The 20,941-nt window shown below is 56.7% G+C and carries 20 protein-coding genes; 5 read left to right on the top strand and 15 right to left on the bottom strand.

Annotated features, from left to right (window positions below; genetic code table 11):
• Window positions 1-2: 2 nt before the first annotated feature.
• From adhP to ENTMO_RS0112625, 6 genes are all read right to left on the bottom strand, one after another.
• Window positions 3-1,013, bottom strand: coding sequence for an alcohol dehydrogenase AdhP (gene adhP, locus ENTMO_RS0112655; RefSeq protein ID WP_010431351.1), 1,011 nt, complete (start codon window positions 1,011-1,013; stop codon window positions 3-5).
• A gap of 197 nt (window positions 1,014-1,210) precedes the next feature.
• The gene (locus ENTMO_RS0112650) at window positions 1,211-2,923 is read right to left on the bottom strand and encodes an ABC-F family ATP-binding cassette domain-containing protein (protein WP_010431348.1); all 1,713 of its coding nucleotides are present in this window, start codon (window positions 2,921-2,923) and stop codon (window positions 1,211-1,213) included.
• 348 nt (window positions 2,924-3,271) lie between these two features.
• Window positions 3,272-4,969 (bottom strand): NAD-dependent malic enzyme, encoded by a 1,698-nt coding sequence (locus ENTMO_RS0112640; protein WP_010431344.1) that lies wholly within the window; start codon window positions 4,967-4,969, stop codon window positions 3,272-3,274.
• A 176-nt stretch (window positions 4,970-5,145) separates the two neighbouring features.
• Window positions 5,146-5,283, bottom strand: coding sequence for a stationary-phase-induced ribosome-associated protein (gene sra / locus ENTMO_RS0112635; RefSeq protein WP_010431343.1), 138 nt, complete (start codon window positions 5,281-5,283; stop codon window positions 5,146-5,148).
• Window positions 5,284-5,378: 95 nt separating this feature from the next.
• The gene (gene bdm, locus ENTMO_RS0112630) at window positions 5,379-5,594 is read right to left on the bottom strand and encodes a biofilm-dependent modulation protein (protein ID WP_010431341.1); all 216 of its coding nucleotides are present in this window, start codon (window positions 5,592-5,594) and stop codon (window positions 5,379-5,381) included.
• Window positions 5,595-5,823: 229 nt separating this feature from the next.
• Window positions 5,824-6,675 (bottom strand): Vmh family MBL fold metallo-hydrolase, encoded by an 852-nt coding sequence (locus tag ENTMO_RS0112625; protein ID WP_010431339.1) that lies wholly within the window; start codon window positions 6,673-6,675, stop codon window positions 5,824-5,826.
• A gap of 111 nt (window positions 6,676-6,786) precedes the next feature.
• Here ENTMO_RS0112625 and ENTMO_RS0112620 point away from each other — a divergent pair, with 111 nt between their 5' ends.
• Window positions 6,787-7,680 carry a LysR family transcriptional regulator gene (locus ENTMO_RS0112620; RefSeq protein ID WP_010431337.1) on the top strand — a complete coding sequence of 298 codons (894 nt, stop codon included), beginning with the start codon at window positions 6,787-6,789 and terminating at the stop codon, window positions 7,678-7,680.
• A gap of 3 nt (window positions 7,681-7,683) precedes the next feature.
• On the opposite strand, the gene ENTMO_RS0112615 is transcribed toward ENTMO_RS0112620, so the two are convergent.
• On the bottom strand, window positions 7,684-8,643 hold the full coding sequence (locus tag ENTMO_RS0112615; RefSeq protein ID WP_010431335.1) for a hypothetical protein: 960 nt from the start codon (window positions 8,641-8,643) through the stop codon (window positions 7,684-7,686).
• 115 nt (window positions 8,644-8,758) lie between these two features.
• Here ENTMO_RS0112615 and ENTMO_RS0112610 point away from each other — a divergent pair, with 115 nt between their 5' ends.
• Window positions 8,759-9,187 (top strand): OsmC family protein, encoded by a 429-nt coding sequence (locus tag ENTMO_RS0112610; RefSeq protein ID WP_010431333.1) that lies wholly within the window; start codon window positions 8,759-8,761, stop codon window positions 9,185-9,187.
• Window positions 9,188-9,211: 24 nt separating this feature from the next.
• Here ENTMO_RS0112610 and ENTMO_RS0112605 read toward each other — a convergent pair whose 3' ends face one another.
• Window positions 9,212-10,117 carry a LysR family transcriptional regulator gene (locus ENTMO_RS0112605; RefSeq protein WP_010431331.1) on the bottom strand — a complete coding sequence of 302 codons (906 nt, stop codon included), beginning with the start codon at window positions 10,115-10,117 and terminating at the stop codon, window positions 9,212-9,214.
• Between the two features lie 117 nt (window positions 10,118-10,234).
• On the opposite strand from ENTMO_RS0112605, the gene ENTMO_RS0112600 reads away from it, so the two are divergent.
• The gene (locus tag ENTMO_RS0112600) at window positions 10,235-10,984 is read left to right on the top strand and encodes an SDR family NAD(P)-dependent oxidoreductase (protein ID WP_010431330.1); all 750 of its coding nucleotides are present in this window, start codon (window positions 10,235-10,237) and stop codon (window positions 10,982-10,984) included.
• On the opposite strand, the gene ENTMO_RS0112595 is transcribed toward ENTMO_RS0112600, so the two are convergent.
• From ENTMO_RS0112595 to ENTMO_RS0112565, 7 genes are read right to left on the bottom strand one after another with little or no spacing between them, the layout of a single operon-like run.
• Complete coding sequence (locus ENTMO_RS0112595) at window positions 10,981-11,910, bottom strand: oligopeptide/dipeptide ABC transporter ATP-binding protein (RefSeq protein WP_010431328.1); 930 nt, start codon at window positions 11,908-11,910, stop codon at window positions 10,981-10,983. The genes ENTMO_RS0112600 and ENTMO_RS0112595 overlap by 4 nt on opposite strands.
• Complete coding sequence (locus tag ENTMO_RS0112590; RefSeq protein ID WP_010431324.1) at window positions 11,903-12,889, bottom strand: ABC transporter ATP-binding protein; 987 nt, start codon at window positions 12,887-12,889, stop codon at window positions 11,903-11,905. Before ENTMO_RS0112590 ends, ENTMO_RS0112595 begins: the two co-directional genes overlap by 8 nt.
• Complete coding sequence (ddpC, locus tag ENTMO_RS0112585) at window positions 12,889-13,782, bottom strand: D,D-dipeptide ABC transporter permease (RefSeq protein WP_010431322.1); 894 nt, start codon at window positions 13,780-13,782, stop codon at window positions 12,889-12,891. The genes ENTMO_RS0112590 and ddpC overlap by 1 nt, the downstream gene beginning before the upstream one ends.
• The gene (locus ENTMO_RS0112580) at window positions 13,779-14,801 is read right to left on the bottom strand and encodes an ABC transporter permease (protein ID WP_010431320.1); all 1,023 of its coding nucleotides are present in this window, start codon (window positions 14,799-14,801) and stop codon (window positions 13,779-13,781) included. The genes ddpC and ENTMO_RS0112580 overlap by 4 nt, the downstream gene beginning before the upstream one ends.
• A gap of 23 nt (window positions 14,802-14,824) precedes the next feature.
• Entirely contained in the window at window positions 14,825-16,357 is a 1,533-nt protein-coding gene (locus ENTMO_RS0112575; protein WP_010431317.1) for an ABC transporter substrate-binding protein, read from the bottom strand.
• A 15-nt stretch (window positions 16,358-16,372) separates the two neighbouring features.
• Window positions 16,373-16,948, bottom strand: a complete 576-nt coding sequence (ddpX, locus tag ENTMO_RS0112570) for a D-alanyl-D-alanine dipeptidase (RefSeq protein ID WP_010431314.1) — start codon at window positions 16,946-16,948, stop codon at window positions 16,373-16,375.
• A 12-nt stretch (window positions 16,949-16,960) separates the two neighbouring features.
• On the bottom strand, window positions 16,961-17,815 hold the full coding sequence (locus tag ENTMO_RS0112565) for a MurR/RpiR family transcriptional regulator (protein WP_010431311.1): 855 nt from the start codon (window positions 17,813-17,815) through the stop codon (window positions 16,961-16,963).
• A gap of 267 nt (window positions 17,816-18,082) precedes the next feature.
• Between ENTMO_RS0112565 and ENTMO_RS0112560 the strand changes: the two genes are divergently transcribed.
• Together ENTMO_RS0112560 and ENTMO_RS0112555 are read left to right on the top strand one after the other, a co-directional pair.
• On the top strand, window positions 18,083-19,558 hold the full coding sequence (locus tag ENTMO_RS0112560) for an alpha/beta hydrolase (RefSeq protein WP_010431308.1): 1,476 nt from the start codon (window positions 18,083-18,085) through the stop codon (window positions 19,556-19,558).
• Between the two features lie 88 nt (window positions 19,559-19,646).
• Window positions 19,647-20,858: a diguanylate phosphodiesterase gene (locus ENTMO_RS0112555; RefSeq protein WP_029485084.1), complete on the top strand. Its 1,212-nt coding sequence runs from the start codon at window positions 19,647-19,649 to the stop codon at window positions 20,856-20,858.
• Window positions 20,859-20,941: the final 83 nt, after the last annotated feature.

The raw sequence follows: 20,941 nt of genomic DNA, 5'->3' as shown, positions 1-20,941 counted from the left end.
GCTTATGAACGTAAATCTATAACCATACGGCCGCGGATCTGGCCCTGTTCCATCTCTTTAAAGATGGCGTTGATATCCTCAAGCGGACGCATCGTCACTTTCGGCACAACCTTACCCTCAGCGGCGAACTGGAAGGCTTCCTGCAGATCCTGACGGGTGCCGACAAGCGAACCGACCACCTGAATGCCGTCCAGCACCAGGCGCGGAATGTCGAGGCTCATCGCTTCCGGCGGCAGGCCAACCGCGACCACGCGGCCACCGGCACGTACGGCATCAACGGCTGAGTTGAATGCGGCTTTTGCGACGGCAGTAACGACTGCGGCATGTGCGCCGCCCGTTTTTTCTTGCACAATTTTCGCGGCATCTTCGCTGCGGGAGTTGATGGTCAAATCTGCACCCATGCTGGCCGCCAGCTTCAGCTGTTCGTCGTTAACGTCAAGGGCGATGACTTTGGCGTTAAAGACGTTTTTGGCGTACTGCAGCGCGAGGTTGCCCAGCCCACCCAGACCATAAATTGCAATCCACTGGCCCGGTTTGATTCCAGACACTTTCACCGCTTTGTAGGTGGTCACGCCGGCGCAGGTGATGCTGCTGGCCGCTGCAGAATCCAGACCGTCCGGCACTTTGACGGCGTAGTCAGCGGTGACGATGCACTCTTCCGCCATGCCGCCGTCAACGGAGTAACCGGCGTTTTTCACGTCGCGGCACAGGGTTTCGTTGCCGGTATTACAATATTCGCAGTGGCCGCAGCCTTCGAAAAACCACGCCACGCTGGCACGATCGCCAACTTTCAGTGATTTCACGCCGGGGCCGATTTCCTTCACGATGCCAATCCCTTCATGGCCCAGGATCACCCCGGTTTTATCGCCGAAATCGCCGTTCTTCACGTGGAGGTCGGTATGGCATACGCCACAGCACTCCATCTTCAGCAGGGCTTCCCCGTGCTTTAGCGGGCGTAAGGTTTTTTCGGTAACGTTGACCTGGTGGTCCTGTGTGACAACAGCAGCCTTCATGTGTATCTCCTTGTTCATGATAAGAATCTGCATAGCAGGTGTAATACCCCTTAAGGATTAATACATTAGCCTGGTAATGCAAGGCTGCCGCAACATAATGTCATCATTTGATTCGATTTCAGATTAAGAATACGGCGATCCTCTAATAATTAAGGGGGGGAAATGCTGGCCCGGCGAGGTGCTCGCCGGGCGCAGACTCACAGCTGTGCTTCTATCTCCTCAATCTCTTTACGCCATTGCGCCTGCAGCTGCGGCTTTTGATGCTTCGGCTTGCGCGCCAGATCGTCTTCCAGCAGCGTTTCCAGCGCGACCAGCCGTTCGAGCAGATCGTCATACGGCGAGGGTTGAACTGTCTCAGCGGCGATGACAGGCGCGGTGGGTGTCACCAGACCCGCGCTTTCACGCATCCGCTCAAACACCGCTTCGGCATCGTGCCATTCGCTCAGCGTTCCCTCTTCAATCAGCCAGAAACGGTTGCAGCTTTGGCTGATTAACTGGCGGTCATGGCTGACCAGCAGCACGCCGCCTTCGAACTGCTGAAGGGTTTGTGCCAGCGCGGCTTTGCCTTCCATATCAAGGTGGTTGGTCGGCTCATCCAGCATCAGCAGGCTATAGCGGGCAAGCGTCAGGCCAACGAACAGCAGGCGAGAGCGCTCGCCGCCGCTGAGCGTGCTGACGGTTTGTCCGTGACGCGCCCACGGGAAACCCGCGCTTATCAGCGCCATTTTGCGGTTCTGCGGATCCGGTGCGAACGGCTCCAGTGCGTCAAGCAGCGTGGCAGAGTCCGACAGTTGATTAAGCGTTTGGTCGTAATAGCCTGGCGACACGCGCGGATGGATTTTCAGCCCGCTTCCTGCGGGCTCATCGGCAAATTGTTGCCAGATAAGCCTCATCAGCGACGATTTGCCGCAGCCGTTACGACCGACAATCGCCACGCGATCGCCGCTCTTCAGCCGTGCCATTTCGATGTTAAACAGTGCCGGAAGCCCGGGCGCAGGCGGGACGTCGAGGTTTTCCAGTTCCAGTAGACGGTCTGCCCGCAGCGCGTCGCCGCGCAGGGTTAACGTCCACTGACTGCCCGCCGTAAGCGCCGTCTGGCTCTCCCTGAGCCGTTCGACCTGTTTTTCCATCTGTTTGGCTTTGCGGGCAAGGTCTTCGTTGTCGTAGACCTTTCCCCAGGTTGCCAGCCGCCTGGCGCTGGCGGTGACGCGGTCGATCTCCTTTTGCTCCGCTTTGTGGCGCTGCGCGTCGCTTTCATCTTTTGCTTCAAGCGCCTTGCGTGCCGCCGTGCAGGGAAGGGCAAAGTAGTGCAGCATCTTATCGCGCAGGATCCAGCTGCCGTTGGTGACGGCATCCAGCAGCTGTCTGTCGTGCGAGACCAGCACGAAGCTCCCGGGCCAGTTCTGCAGGAATTGTTCCAGCCACAGCAGGGTCGGTAAATCGAGGTGGTTGCTCGGTTCGTCCAGCAAGAGCAGATCCGGATCGTGGATCAACGCTCGCGCCAGCAGCAGACGCGTATGCTGCCCGCCGCTCAACGTGGCGGATTGCAGCATCATATCCTGCGGCGTAAAGCCCATGCTTGCCAGCAGCGTTTCGGCTTTCCAGCGCAGGCTGTCGCGCTCAGCAAATGCCAGCTGTGCGAGTACGGCATCCAGCATGGTCAGCGGGAAAATGGCGTCCGGGAGAGGTTGCTCAACGCGCGCCATCAGGCAGTGCCCGGCCAGCGCTACCGTTCCGGCAGCAGGGGAATCTGTGCCGTCCAGCACCTTCAGCAGCGTACTTTTGCCGCAGCCGTTGTCGCCCAGCAGGCCAATGCGGTCGCCTTTTTTCAGCGTAAAGGAGAGTGAGTCGAAGAGCGTGCCAAACGCCGTATCAACGCGTAAAGATTGTGCAGTGAGTAAAGTGCTCATTGTTGCTTACCCAAGAGTTACAGGCATGTTTATGCCTCGTCAAACATCGCTGACGATAACTCAGTAAGCCCGAGAGAAGGGATTTCAGGGGTTGGTGTCTTCGCTCAAGCAGAAGTTATCGCAGCACGATACCGATAACGCTTGAGCTGGTGCGATCACCAAATGTATGTGAAACATTGAAAATTTCACGATACAGCATAATTGGCCTCCTTATATGTTCAGTGGGTTAATGGATGAAGGGAGTGTAGCGGGGGAAACGGGGTTTGGCTAGTGGGTATTCGATGGTGCGGTCTGTTGCCCTCACCCTAACCCTCTCCCAGAGGGAGAGGGAACGGTTGAAGCGCAGAATTAAATCGACGTACGGCGATAGCTGCGGTATTCAGGCTTCCAGAAGTTGTCGTCGATGGCCTGCTGCAGCGCGTCGGCAGAGGTTTTCACCGCCACGCCCTGCTGCTGCGCCATTTTACCTACCGCGAATGCGATAGCGCGTGACACCTTGTGAATGTCTTTCAGCTCTGGCAGCACCAGACCTTCGCCATCATTGACCAGCGGAGAGTGGCCCGCCAGGGTTTCGCTTGCCGACATCAGCATTTCGTCGGTAATGCGGGATGCGCCGGAGGCGATCACGCCCAGACCAATGCCCGGGAAGATGTAGGAGTTGTTGCACTGGGCAATCGGATAGGTTTTATCCTTCCACACCACCGGATCGAACGGACTGCCGGTCGCGACCAGCGCATTACCTTCTGTCCAGGCGATGATGTCCTGCGGCGTCGCTTCCACGCGCGAGGTCGGGTTAGACAGCGGCATCACGATAGGGCGCTCGCAGTGCTTGTGCATCTCGCGGATGATCTCTTCGGTAAAGAGACCGGTTTGTCCGGAAACGCCGATCAGAATATCCGGCTTCACGTTGCGCACCACGTCCAGCAGGGAAAGGACTTCGTTGTCGGTATCCCAGTTTTTCAGATTTTCGCGCTTCTGCACCAGCTTGGTCTGGAACGGCAGCAGGTTCGGCATACCGTCGGTCAGCAGGCCGAAACGGTCAACCATAAAGACGCGGGAGCGGGCCAGCTCTTCGCTTAACCCTTCACGCTGCGTCTGGGCGATAATCTGCTCGGCAATACCACAGCCCGCAGAGCCTGCGCCAAGGAAGACAATTTTCTGGTAGCTCAGCTGGCTACCGGCTGCGCGGCTGGCAGCGATCAGCGTGCCTACGGTCACCGAAGCGGTGCCCTGGATATCGTCGTTGAACGAGCAGATCTCATCCCGATAACGGTTCAGCAGCGGCATCGCGTTCTTCTGCGCAAAGTCTTCGAACTGCAAGAGTACGTCCGGCCAACGCTGTTTCACGGCCTGGATGAAGTCGTCGACAAACTGATAGTACTCATCGTCGGTAATACGTGGATGACGCCAGCCCATGTAAAGCGGATCGTTCAACAGCTGCTGGTTATTGGTACCGACATCCAACACCACCGGCAGGGTATACGCCGGGCTGATGCCACCGCAGGCGGTATACAAGGAGAGCTTGCCGATTGGGATCCCCATCCCGCCAATGCCCTGGTCACCAAGACCCAGAATACGTTCGCCGTCGGTCACAACGATGACTTTAATATTGTGGTTTGGCACGTTCTGCAGAATATCGTCCATGTTGTGACGGTTCTGATAAGAGATAAATACCCCACGGGAACGACGATAGATCTCAGAGAAACGTTCACAGGCGGCACCCACCGTCGGGGTGTAGATCACCGGCATCATCTCTTCGATATGGTTTTGTACCAGGCGATAGAAAAGGGTTTCGTTGGTGTCCTGGATGTTGCGCAGGTAGATGTGTTTGTCGATTTCCGTCTTGAAGCCCTGATACTGGATCCAGGCGCGCTCTGCCTGTTCTTCAATGGTTTCAACCACTTCAGGCAAGAGGCCAAGCAGGTTAAAGCTGCCGCGCTCTTCCATGCTGAAGGCGCTGCCTTTGTTAAGCAGGGGAAATTCGAGTAAAACGGGTCCGGCGTATGGGATGTATAAGGAACGATGTTTTTTCAGTTTGTTGTCCATGTCACTCACTCTTTTTATGAAGATCCGTCCCTGACACTGCTGTTTGTCATCTTTCTGGCCTGTGCTACGGGGTGCGGTCGGGCGGTATTATAAAGGAGCTAAATATTAATTACCGCAACACATAAACAAAAACACCATCGGGATTACCGATGGTGTCGTAAATATCTTACTGGAACTTACTTGCCTGCGTGGCGTTTTCTGCCCGTGACGTGGGTGACCTGCGTTTCACTGTCGCCCTCAATCACCACTTTACGTTGGTTTGAAAGCTTGTAGTTCAGTCCCAGAATATGGCGTGCCTGACGGTTCGATTTCATGTTAACTCCTCAATCCTGTTGATAGTTTTAAGGACAAGCTTGCTTACGCAAACGAAATGTAACCCCTTAGGTTGCAGATCCAGCTTAGCAGGTTTTTACAAAGGTGCGTTTCGCCCGCTAACAACATAGTTAATGGTCTGCTGGTAGATGTCACTGAGGATGTCATTGTCTGTGGATTCCACCCACTTGGTCAGTTCCATCAAAATGTCATCTTCAGTCACAGCACCGTGCTCGGCGTGAAGACCCTGCGCAATGGCGTTAACGAGTTCCGGTTGTGCTGCTGTAGTATTTGCCGGGTAATAAGTAAACATGCTGCCTCCGTGTCGTTGTCTGTTTAATGTTACGGCGTGCAAAAATATAATTCACATTCAGAATGGCAAATATTTCCGGCGCTGTGTGTAAGATTCATCTTAGAATTAAAAAAGTCATAAGTGCATGCTTTTATGTGCTTTTAAAAAGGAGGGGGAATCAATGGGAGAGTGGTAGATATTTGCGGGTTGCTCCTGCTATCACGGAAATATAGCAGGAGCAGAGTTTAACTTACCACTTCATTTCGCCAGTATTCACCTTAGCGCTTAACTCAAGAGAGCTGACTTCGGCCAGGTCCGGCTGCTGTTTTTTCATCGCGGCAATCACGCCAGCAGAATCCTTATGCTTGGCCAATGCCTGTTCAAACTGCTGCAGATACGTGCGGGTAAAGTCGATAGCGCCGGTTCCGGCTGGCGGCGTACCGAGGTAGTGGCCCGGGATCACGCGCTCTGGCTTGTGCGCGGCCATATTATCCAGGGTTTCCTGCCACTGCTGACGGCGAGCCGACGTTTGGGTATCCGCTGTCCAGACGTGAATGCCCCAGGAGACGCCGGTGCCGCCGAGGATAGTCTTCGCTGACGGGATCCACACATAGGCCGCGTAGCTGTCTGGCTCCTCAATATCAATCTTTTCTCCGTCAACCATAAACGTGGTGGACGCGAGCACCTGAGGGACAACCAGTTCCGTTGGCGCGCCATCTTTCATCTGCGGACCCCAGAAGGCGAGTTTGGCGTCTTTGGTGGCTTTGATATGGTCAACCACATGCTGCGTGGCCACCACTTTAGCATTCGGGAAGGCTTTCACCAGCGGCTGAAGGCCAAAATAGAAATCCGGATCGCCGGAGGTGATCACAATCTTGTTCAGTGTTTTCCCGCTTTTGCGGATTTTTTCTACCAGCGCTTCGCCATCTTTCACGCTGAACTGCGCGTCAGACAGCACCGCCTGTTTCGGGCCGGAGACCAGCATGGAGGAGACCGCAAAAATGCCTTTTTCCTGCGGGTTATAGGTATCAATGGTCAACGGCGCGGCAAACACAGCCGGAGTAAAAAGGGTGGAAAGCAGGGCAAGGTGAGTGAATTTCATGCTGTTGTCTCTGTTGTTCAGGAATATCGCTATTGTACGGATATTCGCATTTGCCAGAATTCCTGAAACAAGACATGCTTTGTTTCATAAATCGAGCAAATGGAGTGTTGTATGGATCGCGTTATTGCTGCTCAGGTCTATAACCGAATATGCGAGCTGGGGAGCCTGAGCGCGGCAGCCCGCGCGCTGGGTATTTCTCGCCCAATGGTCAGCCGCTATCTGGAACAGATGGAAAAGTGGGCGGGAACGCGGCTGGTAAACCGCTCGACGCGCAAGCTGACGCTGACGGCGGCAGGGGAAAAGGTGCTGCAAAAAACGCGCACGCTTTCGCAGCTGTCGCAGGAAATTGAAGATCAGTCGGCAAAAGATTTGCCTTCAGGCACGCTGCGGGTGGCCTGCGCGCATTTTACCGCTATGCACATTATCGCGCCGGTGCTGCCCGATCTGCTGTCCCGGTTTCCGCAGCTGCGCGTTGAGCTGGACGTTAACAACCATCCGGTGAGCCTTGTCGGAGAACGGATTGACGTGGCGATTCGCATCACGGATAACCCGGAGCCGGGAATGATTGCCCGCAGGCTGGGTGAGTGCCGCTCCGTACTCTGTGCATCGCCGCAGTATCTCGCTACCCACGGCACGCCAGTACATGCGGATGACTTAGCGCAGCACAACTGTCTGCACTACAGCTTTTTCGCTGGCCAGTCGTGGCACTTCCTGACGCCGGAAGGGGAAAACGTCAGCGTCGCCGTAAGCGGCAACCTCAGCGCCAGCATCTCATCGTTGTTGATGGATGCGGCAGAGAAGCACTGCGGCATTGCGATGCTGCCAGAGCAGGAAGCACAGGCCGCGATTGAACAGGGTACGCTGGTCCCGTTGCTGAGCGGGCTGAAACCCAAAACCTTAGCCATCCACGGTATTTATCAGTCCCGGGAATATCAGCCCGCAGCACTGCGCGTCTTTCTGGACGAAATTGCTCGCTATCTGTCAAACGACGCGCGGCAGGGCTGATGGCTATTTCGCATTCAGCCAGGGGGATGACGTGCTCCAGAAGATGATATCAGCGCCGAGATAATTCTCTGCAAACTGCACAAACTCATTTTTAGTGAACGGTTTACCGGTCGCCGGGTTGCGGTAGGTCAGGGTTGGCTCCTGAACGGCCATGGCGACGAGGGCCAGTTTACCTTTGTACTGATTGAAGAACGGGTAAGCGTTCTTCATGTGCGCCTTGCGGTTGGGAACGATATCCGGGCCGCCGAGGCCAATGTTATTGGCGCTGGCAAAGGCAAACAGGCGTCCCATGTAATTGCGATCGTTATTCCACTCGCACGGCCAGAAGTTGACATACTGCACGACATGGGATTGGCTGAATGCCTTTCGCGCATAGGCCAGGTTTTCCATTTCTCCGGCAAAATAGCTATCACATGAAAATCCCTTTGGTGGTTTTTTCTCGTCAAGATCTATCGCCGTTTCGGGGAGATTCACGCCATACACCCGGCCATCAAATTGCTTAGCAATGGCCGCCAGTAACGCCTGATACCGCAGACGCACGGCGGGATCCCACTGTTGAGCTACCCAGCCCGAGCCAACCGGTTTACCTTCCCCTGGGTTATCAAACTGCGGCGCAATGCCGCCGCCATATTGCTTATCCTTCATCAGATAGTCAGGAACATAGCGGGCATCTTTTTCGAAAAAACGATCCTGAATTTGAATAAAGAGTTTTTTATTGGCGGCCTTGAGGCGCGCCAGATCCTGTTCAATCTGCGAGAAGTCATAGCTGTCCTTCTCTTTTTCCAGCGCGCGCCAGCTGTAGACGATCTGCACACCGCCGATGTCGCTTCGCGCAATAAGAGGGAACGCCGCGTCGAGATCGCCTGAACTGGTATAAATAAAGTTTTCCGGCGTCTTTGCCAGCAGAGACAGCGACATAGCCAGCGTCGTTACCGCGAGGACGGTCCTGATTTTTAGTGTCATATGTTTATCCTTGTTGTCGTTAGGGCAAAGGTAAGTTACGGAATTGTCTGGGTTCAGGAGAGTGCCAGAGGCATAGTCTATACTTAACCCTTTGTAAGCCAAAAGGAGAGCAAGAATGACGATTCATAAGCACGGTTCGGCACACTGGTCTGGTGACATCAAATCAGGAAAAGGGACGGTTTCAACGGAAAGTGGCGTCCTGAATCAACAACCTTACGGCTTTAACACCCGTTTTGAAGGCGCTAAGGGCACTAACCCGGAAGAGTTGATTGGCGCAGCGCACGCCGCCTGTTTCTCAATGGCGCTGTCGCTGATGATTGGTGAAGCGGGCTTCACCGCGGATTCCATTGACACCACGGCAGATGTCTCACTGGACAAGGCCGACGGTGGATTTGCGATCACAAAAATTGCGCTAACTAGTAAGGTCACCGTACCGGGTATTGACCCGCAGAAATTCGACGGCATCATCCAGAAGGCCAAAGCTGGATGCCCGGTATCGCAGGTATTAAAAGCGGAAATCACGCTGGACTATAAGCTCAACTAAGTCTAAAGCCGGGCGCCCGCCCGGCTAGCCCTTCAACGCTGTCGGGAACACGTCACCCAGCCACGTAATAAATGCCCGCAGGCGATGCGTCAGATGCCGGTTCTGCGGATAAACCACATGAAAAGGATAATCCGTAGGACGCCATTCATGAAGGATTTCAACTAACGCTCCGGTTCTCAAAGAGGAACGGGCCGCGTAGCCAAACGTCTGAATAATTCCCAGCCCCGCGACCGCCGCCGCCAGGTGCGCATTGCTTTCGTTTACCCCAAGATAGTGCGGCACGCTGATTTCCAGCGCCTCGCCGTTTTCTCTGAAGCGAAAAGGAAACGCCCGTCCGGTTACGGGTGAGAGATAGCTCACCAGCTTGTGTCCATTGCGCAGCTCTTGCGGGTACGCGGGAATGCCGTGACGCTTCAAATAGTCGGGTGACGCACAGGTCACCCTTTCCGCCTCCCCGATGCGGCGGGCGATCAGCGTTGAATCATCAAGCGGGCCACCGCGGATCACGCAGTCCACATTGCCGCCTATCAAATCTACCGGGCGGTCAGCCACGCCCAGATCGATGCGAATATCCGGATACCGCTGCATAAAGTCCGGCAGCAGGGGGATCAGCACGTCACGCGCGGTGGAGCCGCCGACGTCAATACGCAAATGCCCTTTGGGCGTACAGCAGGAGGCGCGAAACGAGGTGTCGATATCCTCAATATCAATCAGCACCCGCATGGCTTTTTCATAGTATTCCGTCCCCTCCAGCGTCGTCACGACGCGGCGGGTCGTCCGGTGCAGCAGCCTCGTTTCCAGATGCGTTTCCAGCGATTTAACCAGCTTGCTCAGCGTGGCGATCGGCATGTTCAGAGAATCTGCCGCACGCGTGAAGCTGCCGGATTCGACGACTCGCGTAAACGCCCGCATCGCCAGTAATTGATCCATGCGATCCCCCGGATTATTTCTCTGTGTGAATAGTCATTTTCATTTTTGCCCATTTTTCACCAATAACGCCAGCGCTAAAGTGTGTTCAACCCAACCCCCTCATTAAAGGTGAATACAATGAACACAACGCTCGCAGGAAAAATCGCACTGGTCACCGGCGGCAGCACAGGTATTGGTCTGGCAACCGCGCAGGAGCTGGCGGCACAGGGTGCTAAGGTCTATATTACCGGTCGCCGCCAAGCTGAGCTGGATGCCGCTGTCACCAGCATCGGTGCCGCTGCCGTGGGTATCCGTGCAGACGTCTCTTCGCTTGCCGATCTCGACCGGATCTACGCCCAAATTGCACAAGAAGCAGGTCACCTGGATATCCTGTTTGCTAACGCAGGCGGCGGGGACATGCTGCCGCTCGGGGCCATCACCGAAGAGCAGTTTGACCGGATCTTCGGCACTAACGTGCGGGGCGTACTGTTTACGGTACAAAAAGCGCTGCCGCTGTTGGTCACCGGCTCATCCATCATCCTTACGGGGTCGACCGTATCGGTGAAAGGGACCGCCAACTTCAGCGTGTACAGCGCCAGTAAGGCCGCCGTGCGTAACTTTGCCCGCTCCTGGGCACTGGATTTACAGGGGCGGGGCATTCGCGTCAACGTCGTCAGCCCTGGTCCGGTCAAAACCCCAGGACTGGGTGACCTGGTGCCAGAATCCCAGCGCCAGGGGCTTTACGACGCGCTGGCCGCTCAGGTTCCGCTGGGCCGCCTAGGGGCACCGGGAGAGGTCGGTAAAGCTGTGGCGTTTCTGGCCTCCGACGCGGCCAGCTTTATTAATGCCGTCGAGCTGTTTGTCGACGGCGGAATGGCGCAAATCTAACCCGCATTTCGCCAGCAGCGCACGTTTCGGCCCTCAAGCGAGGGCTGTAACGGTTGAGGACGTTCACACCCCTGCGTTGCCATCGGGCAGCGGTCGCGAAAATAACACCCTTCAGGCAGATGGCGGTTACCCGGAAGGTCCGTTTTACGCAGCGCCAGCGCTTCATCCAGCGGCACGCCGGTTTTCGGGACGGAGTCCAGCAGCAGCCGGGTATACGGGTGCTGAGGATCCCCCAGAACCTGCGCGGCGCTTCCCAGCTCAACGATTTGCCCCAGATACATCACCGCCACGCGGTCGCTCATGTGCCGGACCACCGAGACGTTATGCGAGATCAGCACATAGGTGAGATTGCGCTGCTGCTGTAGCTTGATCAGCAGATTGAGGATCTGCGCCTGCACGGAGATGTCCAGCGCGCTGGTGGGTTCATCCAGCACGATGACGTCAGGATCGGAGGAGAGCGCGCGGGCGATGGCGATGCGCTGGCGCTGGCCGCCCGAAAACGCGTGGGGAAGCCTGCCGAGGTATTCCGGACGAATCCCGACCTGCAGCGCCAGATCCTCAGCAAGCTGGCGACGTTCACGTACGCTGCTGCGTTTTTGCACCCACACCGGCTCAGTGATAATCCGCCAGACCGGCAAGCGCGGATCGAGCGACGAGAGCGGATCTTGAAACACCATCTGCATATCGCCAGCATGGTGTGTCCGCTGGCAGACGCCGGTACTGGGTTTGAGCATCCCCATCAGCAGCTGCGCCAGCGTGCTTTTGCCGCAGCCGGACTCTCCGACAATGCCCAGCGTTTCGCCCCGATGGAGCTGGAGATCCAGCCCGTTGAGGGCGTGAACCTGCTCGGTAACGCGCCCAAGCCAGTTTTTGCGCGCGGTAAAGTTCACGTGCACGCTGTTCAGTTCCAGCAGAATGTCAGACATGGTGTGCCCCCTGTTGCGGGTACCAGCATGCCGCCTGTTGGCCTTCAGCGCCGTGTGGCATCAGGCGGGGCGTTTCGCCGCATTTCGCGCCAGCGGCAAAGCAGCGCTCGCGAAATGCACACCCGCGCGGAAGCTGGCTGAGGTTGGGTACCGTGCCGGGAATGGCGGGTAGAACGTCGCGAGGTTGGCCGTTTTCCGGTGCGCACTGCAGCAGGCCGATGGAATAGGGATGAACGGGATGATGAATTAACGTCTGCGTGGCACCGCTCTCTATCACGCTCCCTGCATACATCACGTACATCCGGTCAGAAAGCTGCGATACCACCGCCATATCGTGGCTGATAAACAGCACCGAGGTACCGCTGGCGCGCGCTTTATGCTTCAGTAACCGCAGCACCTGCAGCTGGACGGTCACATCCAGCGCGGTGGTGGGCTCATCCGCAACGATAAGCTCAGGCTCGCAGGAGAAGGCAAGGGCAATCATCACCCGCTGACGCATGCCGCCGGAAAGCTCAAACGGATAACGCTCCATCACTCTGGCCGCGTCGGGAATTTGCATCTCCTCCAGCAGGCTGATGGCTTTTTGCTGCGCCTCCCGCCGGGAAAGCGGCTGATGCTGGCGGATCACTTCCACCATCTGTTTGCCGATGCGCCGGGTGGGATTGAGCGCCGTCATCGGCTCCTGAAAAATCATCGCCACCTTCGCGCCGCGCCACTGGCGAAGCTGTTTTTCCGTGGCGTTCAGCACGTCTTCACCCAGCAGAGTGACCTTTCCGTGATGAACACGGTAGCTGCCTTCCGGCAGCAGACGCATCGCCAGCATCGCCGTCACCGATTTGCCCGAGCCGGACTCGCCCACCACGCCGACGATTTCCCCGCGTTTGATCTCCAGCGAAACGTGGTTAAGCGCATGAACGTCTCCGCGAAAAATCGGGAAGCTCAGGTGTACATCTTCTATCGCTAAAACGGCATCACTCATCACTGCTTTCCTCCCGATTTCGGATCCAGCAGGTCGCGGATCCCATCGCCAAACAGGTTAAAACCGACAGCGGTGATCAGAATCGCCGCCCCCGGAAAGGCGCAGTACCACCACTGGTCAAGCACGTAGTTGCGGCCAACGGCGACCATCGCACCCCATTCGGCGGTGGGCTGCTGCGCGCCTAAACCAATGAAGCCCAGCGTGGCGGCCATCAGGATCGCGCTGCCGATATCCAGTGAGGCCTGCACAATCAGTGGCGGCAGGGCGTTGCGCAGGATGTGCCAGCTGATCAAGTGCCATCGCGAAGCGCCAAAGGTACGTGCGGCCTGCACGTAGGTAAACTGGCGCACAACCAGCGTTTGCCCGCGCGCGAGGCGGACATAAAACGGAATGCGCACAATCGCAATCGCCAGCATGGCGTTAAACAGGCTCGGGCCGAGCGCGGCGGCCAGCGCCATCGTCAGCACCAGCGAAGGGATGGAGAGCATAATGTCCATAATCCGCATGATAATGGCGTCACCGCGCCCGCCCAGCACGCCGGACAGACAGCCGAGCAGCGAGCCAATACCGCCCGCGATCGCCACCACGGCTAACCCTGCGGTAATGGACTGCTGGCTGCCAATCAGCACCCGACTGAACAGATCGCGGCCCACTTCATCGGTGCCAAACCAGTGTTGCGCAGACGGTGCCTGCAGGCGGGCGGTCAGGTCGAGCGCGTTCGGGTCGTGCGGTACGATCCACGGTGATGTCACCATCAGCGCCAGCATCAGCAGCATTATTACGCCGCCAATCAGCGTGAGCGGACTTTGGCGCAGCATCCAGAACAGCTTTGCCCAGTTGATGCGCTGCTTTGCGGGTTTTACGGGGGCGGACGTTTCCTGAGTTAGCATCATTCGGCACCTCCGCGCCCGATTCGTGGGTCAATCCACAGATAGAGCAGATCCACTACCAGATTGACGAAGACATATGCCAGCGACACCACCACCGCGAAGCCCATGACTGCCGGGAAATCCAGCGCCTGTATAGAGGTCACCACCCAGGCACCCATTCCCGGCCAGGCAAAGACGGTTTCGGTCAGCACCGCACCGTAAAGCAGATCGCCCAGCGCCAGCCCGAGCACCGTAATCGACGGGATCATCGCATTGGGCAGAGCATAGCGCAGGACGATGTACCAGCCCGGCAGGCCGCTGGCGCGGGCGGTGCGGATATAATCCTCGCTAAGCTGCTCCAGCATCGCCGAGCGAACCTGTCGCGCTACAATTCCCAGGTGAACAAACGCCAGGGTGAGCGAGGGGAGAATCAGGTGCTGCAGCGCGTTGAAAAACACCTCGCCGTTGCCTTCCAGCAGCGCATCCAGCAGATAAAACCCGGTCACGTGCGTGGGCGGATCGAGCCAGTCATCCAGCCTGCCGCCGCCCGGGAGAATTTGCAGTTGTCCGTAGAACAGCACAATCACCCCCAGCCCCAGCCAAAACGCGGGTGTGGAGATGCCGGTCATCGCCATCAGCCGCACCAGGTGGTCCAGCCAGCGGTTACGGTAGACCGCGGATAAAATCCCCAGCGGCACGCCAATCACCAGCGCCATCAGCAGGGAGCAAAAGGCCAGTTCCAGCGTGGCGGGAAAAAAGGCCTTCAAATCTTCCGCCACCGGCCGCCCCGTGCGGATGGAGGTGCCTAAATCACCGTGCGCCAGCGCGTCCACGTAGCGACCAAACTGGACCCAGAGCGGCTGGGCCAGCCCCAGCTGCTGGCGGATGCTCTGGACCATTTCGTCGCTGGCGCGGTCACCGGCCAGCAGGCGGGCCGGATCCCCGGGGATCATGTGTGAAATAACAAAGGTGATAATACAGACACCGGCCACCACCAGGAGTAACCCCCAGCAGCGCTGGCGCAGAATGCTCCAGAACGTCATACATTTTCCCCCGGCGAGAGCCGCTACTTGCTCATGGTGGCGATGTTGAACACCTGCTCGAGCATCGGATTAAAGGTGAAGCCTTTGACCTCTTTGTTCATCGCCAGCTGGTAGTTTTTCTGGAACAGATAAACGTAGGCCGCCTCGTCAATCACCACTTTTTGCGCCTGCTGGTAGTCCTTGGTGCGCTCGGCCTGGTCAGTGGTTTTCAGCGCCGCCTGAAGCAGGGCATCGACCTCTTTGTTCTCATAGAACGAGCGGTTGCCCGGCAGCCCTTTTTTGTCCAATTCGAACCAGTAGTTCATGAACATATACGGGTCGGCAAAGTCCGGGCTCCAGTTGCCGATGGCGATGTCGTAATCGCCTTTGCCCACGCGGTCGCGCATGGTGGCGTTGGCCAGTTTCTCCAGCTTGACGTTAATCCCGAGCTTGCCGAGGCTCGCCTGAGTGGAGAGGGCGATCGGCTCCCAGTTCGGATCGTTGTCGGAATAGAGGAACGTCAGGCTGGCGGGTTTATCCTTCACTTTTTCCAGCGCCGCTTTGGCTTTGGCCTCGTCAAAGCTGTACTGCATGGCGGTGGCGTCATAACCCCACATGCCGTCCGGGATCGGCCCGCGCATCTGCTTGCCGTTGCCGCTCAGAATACCTTTCACCATCCCTTGATAGTCCGTCGCCCAGGAGACTGCCCGGCGTAAATCAGCCTGGTTCATCGGCGCTTTGCTGTTGTTCAGATAGAGATAGGTCACACGCAGGGACGGGTATTCCGCGACGGTCACTTTGCCTTCCTGCTTGAGGGCGGAAAGCTGATCCACCGGCAGAGAGTCGGCGATGTCCAGATCGCCACGGGAAAGCTGCAGGCGGCGCGATGCGCTCTCGCCAATGATCTTCACCGACACGCGCTTAAAGTGCGGCTTGTCGCCCGGCCAGTGTGGGTTCGGTACCAGCACCAGCTGCTGGCCTTTCTGCCAGCTTTTCAGCATAAACGGGCCAGATCCCGCCGTGTTCTGCGCCAGAAAACCGCGTGCATCATCGGCGGAATTGGCTTTCAGTGCCGCCGGGTTAATGATGGAGGCCCCGTCGTTCGCCAGCGTATAGAGGAACGGGGCAAACGGCTGGCTGAGGGTAAATTTCACCGTGTGCTCATCAACCGCATCAATCTTGAGATCTTTCGGGAAGGCTTCCGACGGGCCCTGAGCGATTTTCAGCAGACGTTCGAAGGATAGCTTGACCGCCTCGGCGGTGACCGGCGTACCGTCGGAGAATCTGGCGTTGTCCGTCAGGGTAAATGTCCACTCTTTCTGGTCGTCGGACGCTTTCCAGCCCGTCGACAGATCGCCTTCCACTTCGGTCGTGCCCGGCTTGTATTTCACCAGACGTTGATAGGACGGGTAGGTGACCGTCCAGTCGTTGTTATCAATTGTCACCGCCGGGTCGAGGGTTTGCGGATCGGCCGCCTTGCCAATCACCAGCATATCTTTGGGGACGGCTGCCAGTGCAGCGGTAGAAGTTAACGCCAGCGTAGCGGCGATCAGGGTGGTCAGAAGCGTTTTTTTCATGGCCGGGCTCCAGTATTAACGTGCAGCGTGTGTGGTCGAAAAACAGGGAAATTGGTCGTCTAACAGCGGGTAGCCTGCGGCGTTTGGCAGCTCGAAATGCCACCATTCGCTGCTGATGCCCACGAATCCGCCGCCAAACATAATGGCGTTGAGCAGCAGGCGGTTGCGCTGTGCCTGCGGCGGTACGGAAGGGTGATACGGATGCGAGCGGTCGTGCATTTCGTCAAACCCGGCGCCCATATCCAGCACGTGACCCCGTTCATCCATCAAGGTGACGTCGATGGCGGTCCCCCGGCTGTGGTTCGAGCCAATGGCCACATCAACCACGTATTCCGGGTTTGGGCAGGCATCCCACAGCTGCGCCTGGGCCTCCTGCGGACGGTAGGCGTCGTAGACCACCAGTTTCAGTCCGGCCAGGGTAGCAATGCCGATCGATTTCGCTAACGCGGTAGCCGCATCGGTATGCAGCAAGCATCGCGCTTCCTGATAAATCGGCCTGCCGGTGATGTTGTCATCGGTGGCGTATTTAAGATCGATATGCAGCGCGGGAAACGTCTTCGCCACATCAACCAGTTGATACTCGTCGGACATTGATCCACTCCTTTAGCGTTCGAATTGACCAAACTCTTGTTGTAGCTGTCGGTTTACCGCGAGGCGTTCCGGCAGCGCTTCACCCAGTGCTTCCACCACTCCCGAGAGCAGCAGGTTGAACAGGCAACTGACGGGGGCAAGCGAATCCCAGAAGTGTCCGGTATCGGTTTTCACCTGCAGTAAATCGATAGGGTAATCCCGCGCCCACGGACACCAGATATCGGTAATGAGCGCCATCGGAATGCCTTTTTCACTCGCGACGCGACAGTACTGACGGGCGATAGCGGAGTAAGCGCGGGTATCGGTCAGCACCACGTAGGGGTTGGCAAATCCGGAGTTCAGGGACTCCACCCAACTGCCGGATAACCCTTCTGAGTAGCTCACGCGCGGGCGCAGATATTCCAGATGGCTGAAGAACGCATTAGCGATCCCGCGCGTCGACTGAATACCCAGCACAAATACCGCGTCTGCACGGGCAAGCTGATGGACCACCTGCCTGAAGGCCTCGCTTTGCGCCAGCTGGTACACCTGCGTAATCGCGTCGATTTCCAGGGAAAGCGAGTGCTGAACGCGGTCCGACAGCGGTTGCTGCTGCTGCCACGAGTCAAGACGCTCGTTCATACCCCAGGGCTGATAAGGGTCGCGCAGGCTTTTTTTGGCATCGTCAAGATTGCGGTATCCCAGCTTGCGCAGGAAGCGCCCGACGGTGATCCCGCTGGTCCCGGTAATCAGCGCTACGCTTTCTGCCGTTTCAAAGGGGATCTGTGCGGCGTGCGCCAGCATCCAGCTTGCCACCCGCTTTTCGCTTGGCGTGAGCTGACTGAAGGTCGCTTCGATACGGCTCAGCACTTCAGGTTGTGTCGTCATACCGCCTCGCTGTTAACTGGCTGTCAATTGCCGAATTTTTGTTACCTGATTAACAATGCAGGACGCGTGCCATGTTCACGGAGGGGGGTAAACCCGCTATGCAGCAAAGTTAATGCAATATTTGTTTAACCAATGATCAACATTTGTGCAGCGTAGTTCACTTTTGGTGCATTGGTCGAAGCGGAGGAGAATGATTTTGGTGAATACGTCAGTGCCTTCACATTTTTGTTAAGATTGAAGGACACTGAGCTGGAAAGGAAAATCGGCATGGCGAATTGGCCCTGGCGTGTCAGCGTGCGGCTGATTGCGTTCGCAAAGAAAAGTATCCTGGTGTTGGGGATTATCCTGTTTGTACTGCTTGCCGTGCGGGTTTATCTCTCGCAGCAGGGGCCGGAACTGCACCGCTGGCATACCTGGCGCGCGGATGAAATGTCCGTCCAGGAAATGGACAAGGCAAATTTCACCCAGTACCTGACCCGCGAAAACGCCATTTTCAGCGCGCTGGAAAACGAGGTGACGGCGAAAACGGAAGCAGAAGAGCAGACCCCTCTTAACCGCTACAACCGCCAAAGCCTGGTATGGCCCGGACAGTTTTCACCCGATGCCAACCGTTCATTTGTGCTGATGCCAAAAGGCAAACCACGCGGAGCGGTGGTGCTGCTTCACGGACTGACGGATTCGCCTTACAGCGTAAAACACCTTGCGGTTAACTATCAGCAGCACGGTTTTGTCGCCGTTGTTCCGCGCCTGCCCGGTCATGGCACTGCGCCTGGTGCGTTAACGGATGTCGACTGGGAGATGTGGATGGCGGCGACGCGGCTTGCCGTACGTGAAGCGACGCGTCTGGCGGGTGACGCGGTGCCGCTGCATCTGGTGGGGTATTCCAACGGCGGGGCACTGGCTATGAAATATGCCCTTGATGCGCTCGACGCCCCGACGTTGCGTAAACCTCAGCAGCTGGTACTGCTGTCGCCCATGATTGGCGTCACGGCGTTCGCCCGTTTTGCCGGATTCGCCGGGCTCCCCGCGATGTTACCGGCATTCGCCAAAGCCGCGTGGCTCAACATTGCTCCAGAATATAACCCTTACAAATATAATTCGTTTCCGGTGAACGCGGCGCGACAGTCGTGGTTACTGACGCAGGCGTTGCAGCAGCAGCTTAGTCATGATGCACAGAGCCACCGCCTCGACCAGCTCGCGCCGGTGATAGCGTTTCAGTCCATCATGGACTCTACGGTCAGTACCCGGGCGGTGGTGACGGAGCTGTTTGACCAGCTTCCGGCAAACGGCAGTGAACTGGTGGTGTTTGATATCAACCAGGCGGCGAGCTTCCGTCCGTTGTTTAAACCCTCTTCATGGACAGCGCTTGCCGATCTCCTGCCTGCGGCAAAAAGGCGTTACAGTGTCACGGTGGTGACCAATCGCAGGGCAGACAGTGATGACACGGTTGCTAAGATTACGCCTGCGGAGAGTACGCGTGAAACGGTCGTCCCGCTCTCCACTTCGTATCCGCAAGAGGTCTATTCGCTCTCGCATGTGGCCATCCCGTTCCCTCCTGAAGATGATCTGTATGGCCGTCATCCGGAGGTCAAAAACCGCTATGGCATCAGCCTGGGAACCATTGCGCTGTGGGGCGAGACATCGGTTCTTAGCGTTGGGAAGGATGCGCTCATGCGAGTCACGTCGAATCCGTTTTATGACTATATGCAGGAGCGGATTAACCGGCGCATCGACGGAAATTAATTGGTTTGATGAATAGATTAGGCCGCAAGGGGGAAGTATGTTAAACAGTAACGTCCAGACGTTTACCTCATATTCGGACCCCGATTCTGTGCTTACTACTCTCATTTATCGAAGCCAGTTGAATTTATCCTGCAGCTCTGCAGAGCTCAGCGCGCTGGTTGAAAAGGCCAGGATCCGTAATACGGGGGAGAACATCACCGGTATTCTTCTCTCGAATGGAAGCGAAATCCTGCAACTTCTCGAAGGGAAAGAAGAGAGCGTGGTGAAGCTCTTCCATAAGATCCGCGCAGATGAACGGCATGCTGGCGTGGTCGAGCTTATGCGGGATTACGGTCCGCGCCGACGTTTCGGCAACGTCGGCATGCTGCTGTTCGATCTGCAGGTTCAGTCGCAGAAAGAGGTTCTGGAATCGGTTCTACATTACAGTAAGCTCGAGAGTTATCTGACATCTGACGATCGGGTGTTTAAATTTATCCAGTCGTTTATTACCGGCGATAAATCGACATCGTCTGGCTCGCATTTCGAACCGGAGAAATGGACGCTTTCCCGCGAGAGCACGGATTTTGGTGACGCCTTAGGGCTGTTCGCGGATCAACCCTGCCAGTTTGCCCTTCAGCCGATTGTCGAGCCCTCGGAAGGCAAAATTAGCTCTTTTGAAGCGCTGATCCGCGGAAATGACGGCGGAAGCCCGGAGCATTTCTTCAATACTCTCGACCCGGAAAAGATTTACGAGGTCGATCTGCAAACCAAAGCGTATGCCTTCGCGCTGGCCGAAAAACTGGGGATCGGGAGTCACAAACTTGCAGTTAACCTGCTGCCAATGTCGCTGGTGAATGTGCCTGGCGCAGTTGAGTTTCTGGTCGAACAGATCGGCAGGGACGGTTTACAGCCTGAACAGGTGATCATCGAAGTGACCGAAAACGAGATGATTTCTGGTTTCAATAAGTTTAACAGCGCCATTAAACAGCTGCGTGCAGAAGGGATTGGTCTGGCCATTGACGATTTTGGTTCTGGCTATGCCGGGCTTTCTCTGCTGACCCGATTCCAGCCGGATAAAATTAAAATCGACCGGGAGATTGTCAGCAATATTCACCTGAGCGGCCCGAAGCAGGCGATTGTGCGCTCAATCATTAGCTGCTGTACCGACCTTGAAATTACCCTGGTGGCCGAAGGCATCGAGAAGCTCGAAGAGTGGTTCTGGCTGGAGTCTGCCGGAATACGCCGTTTTCAGGGCTTTTTGTTTGCTCGCCCACAGCTGAACGGCGTGTCTGATATTAACTGGCCGCATATGACGCGTTGATCACGCATTCCATACATTTCCTCCTCGACTATTTCCCCCTCATGCCAGGCTGTGCTTAAATAGCTAAAACGGTTTAACATTGT

The organism is Enterobacter mori LMG 25706 (assembly GCF_000211415.1).
Classification (GTDB): Bacteria; Pseudomonadota; Gammaproteobacteria; order Enterobacterales; family Enterobacteriaceae; genus Enterobacter; species Enterobacter mori.
This window is presented reverse-complemented; position numbering and strand designations above follow the sequence as displayed.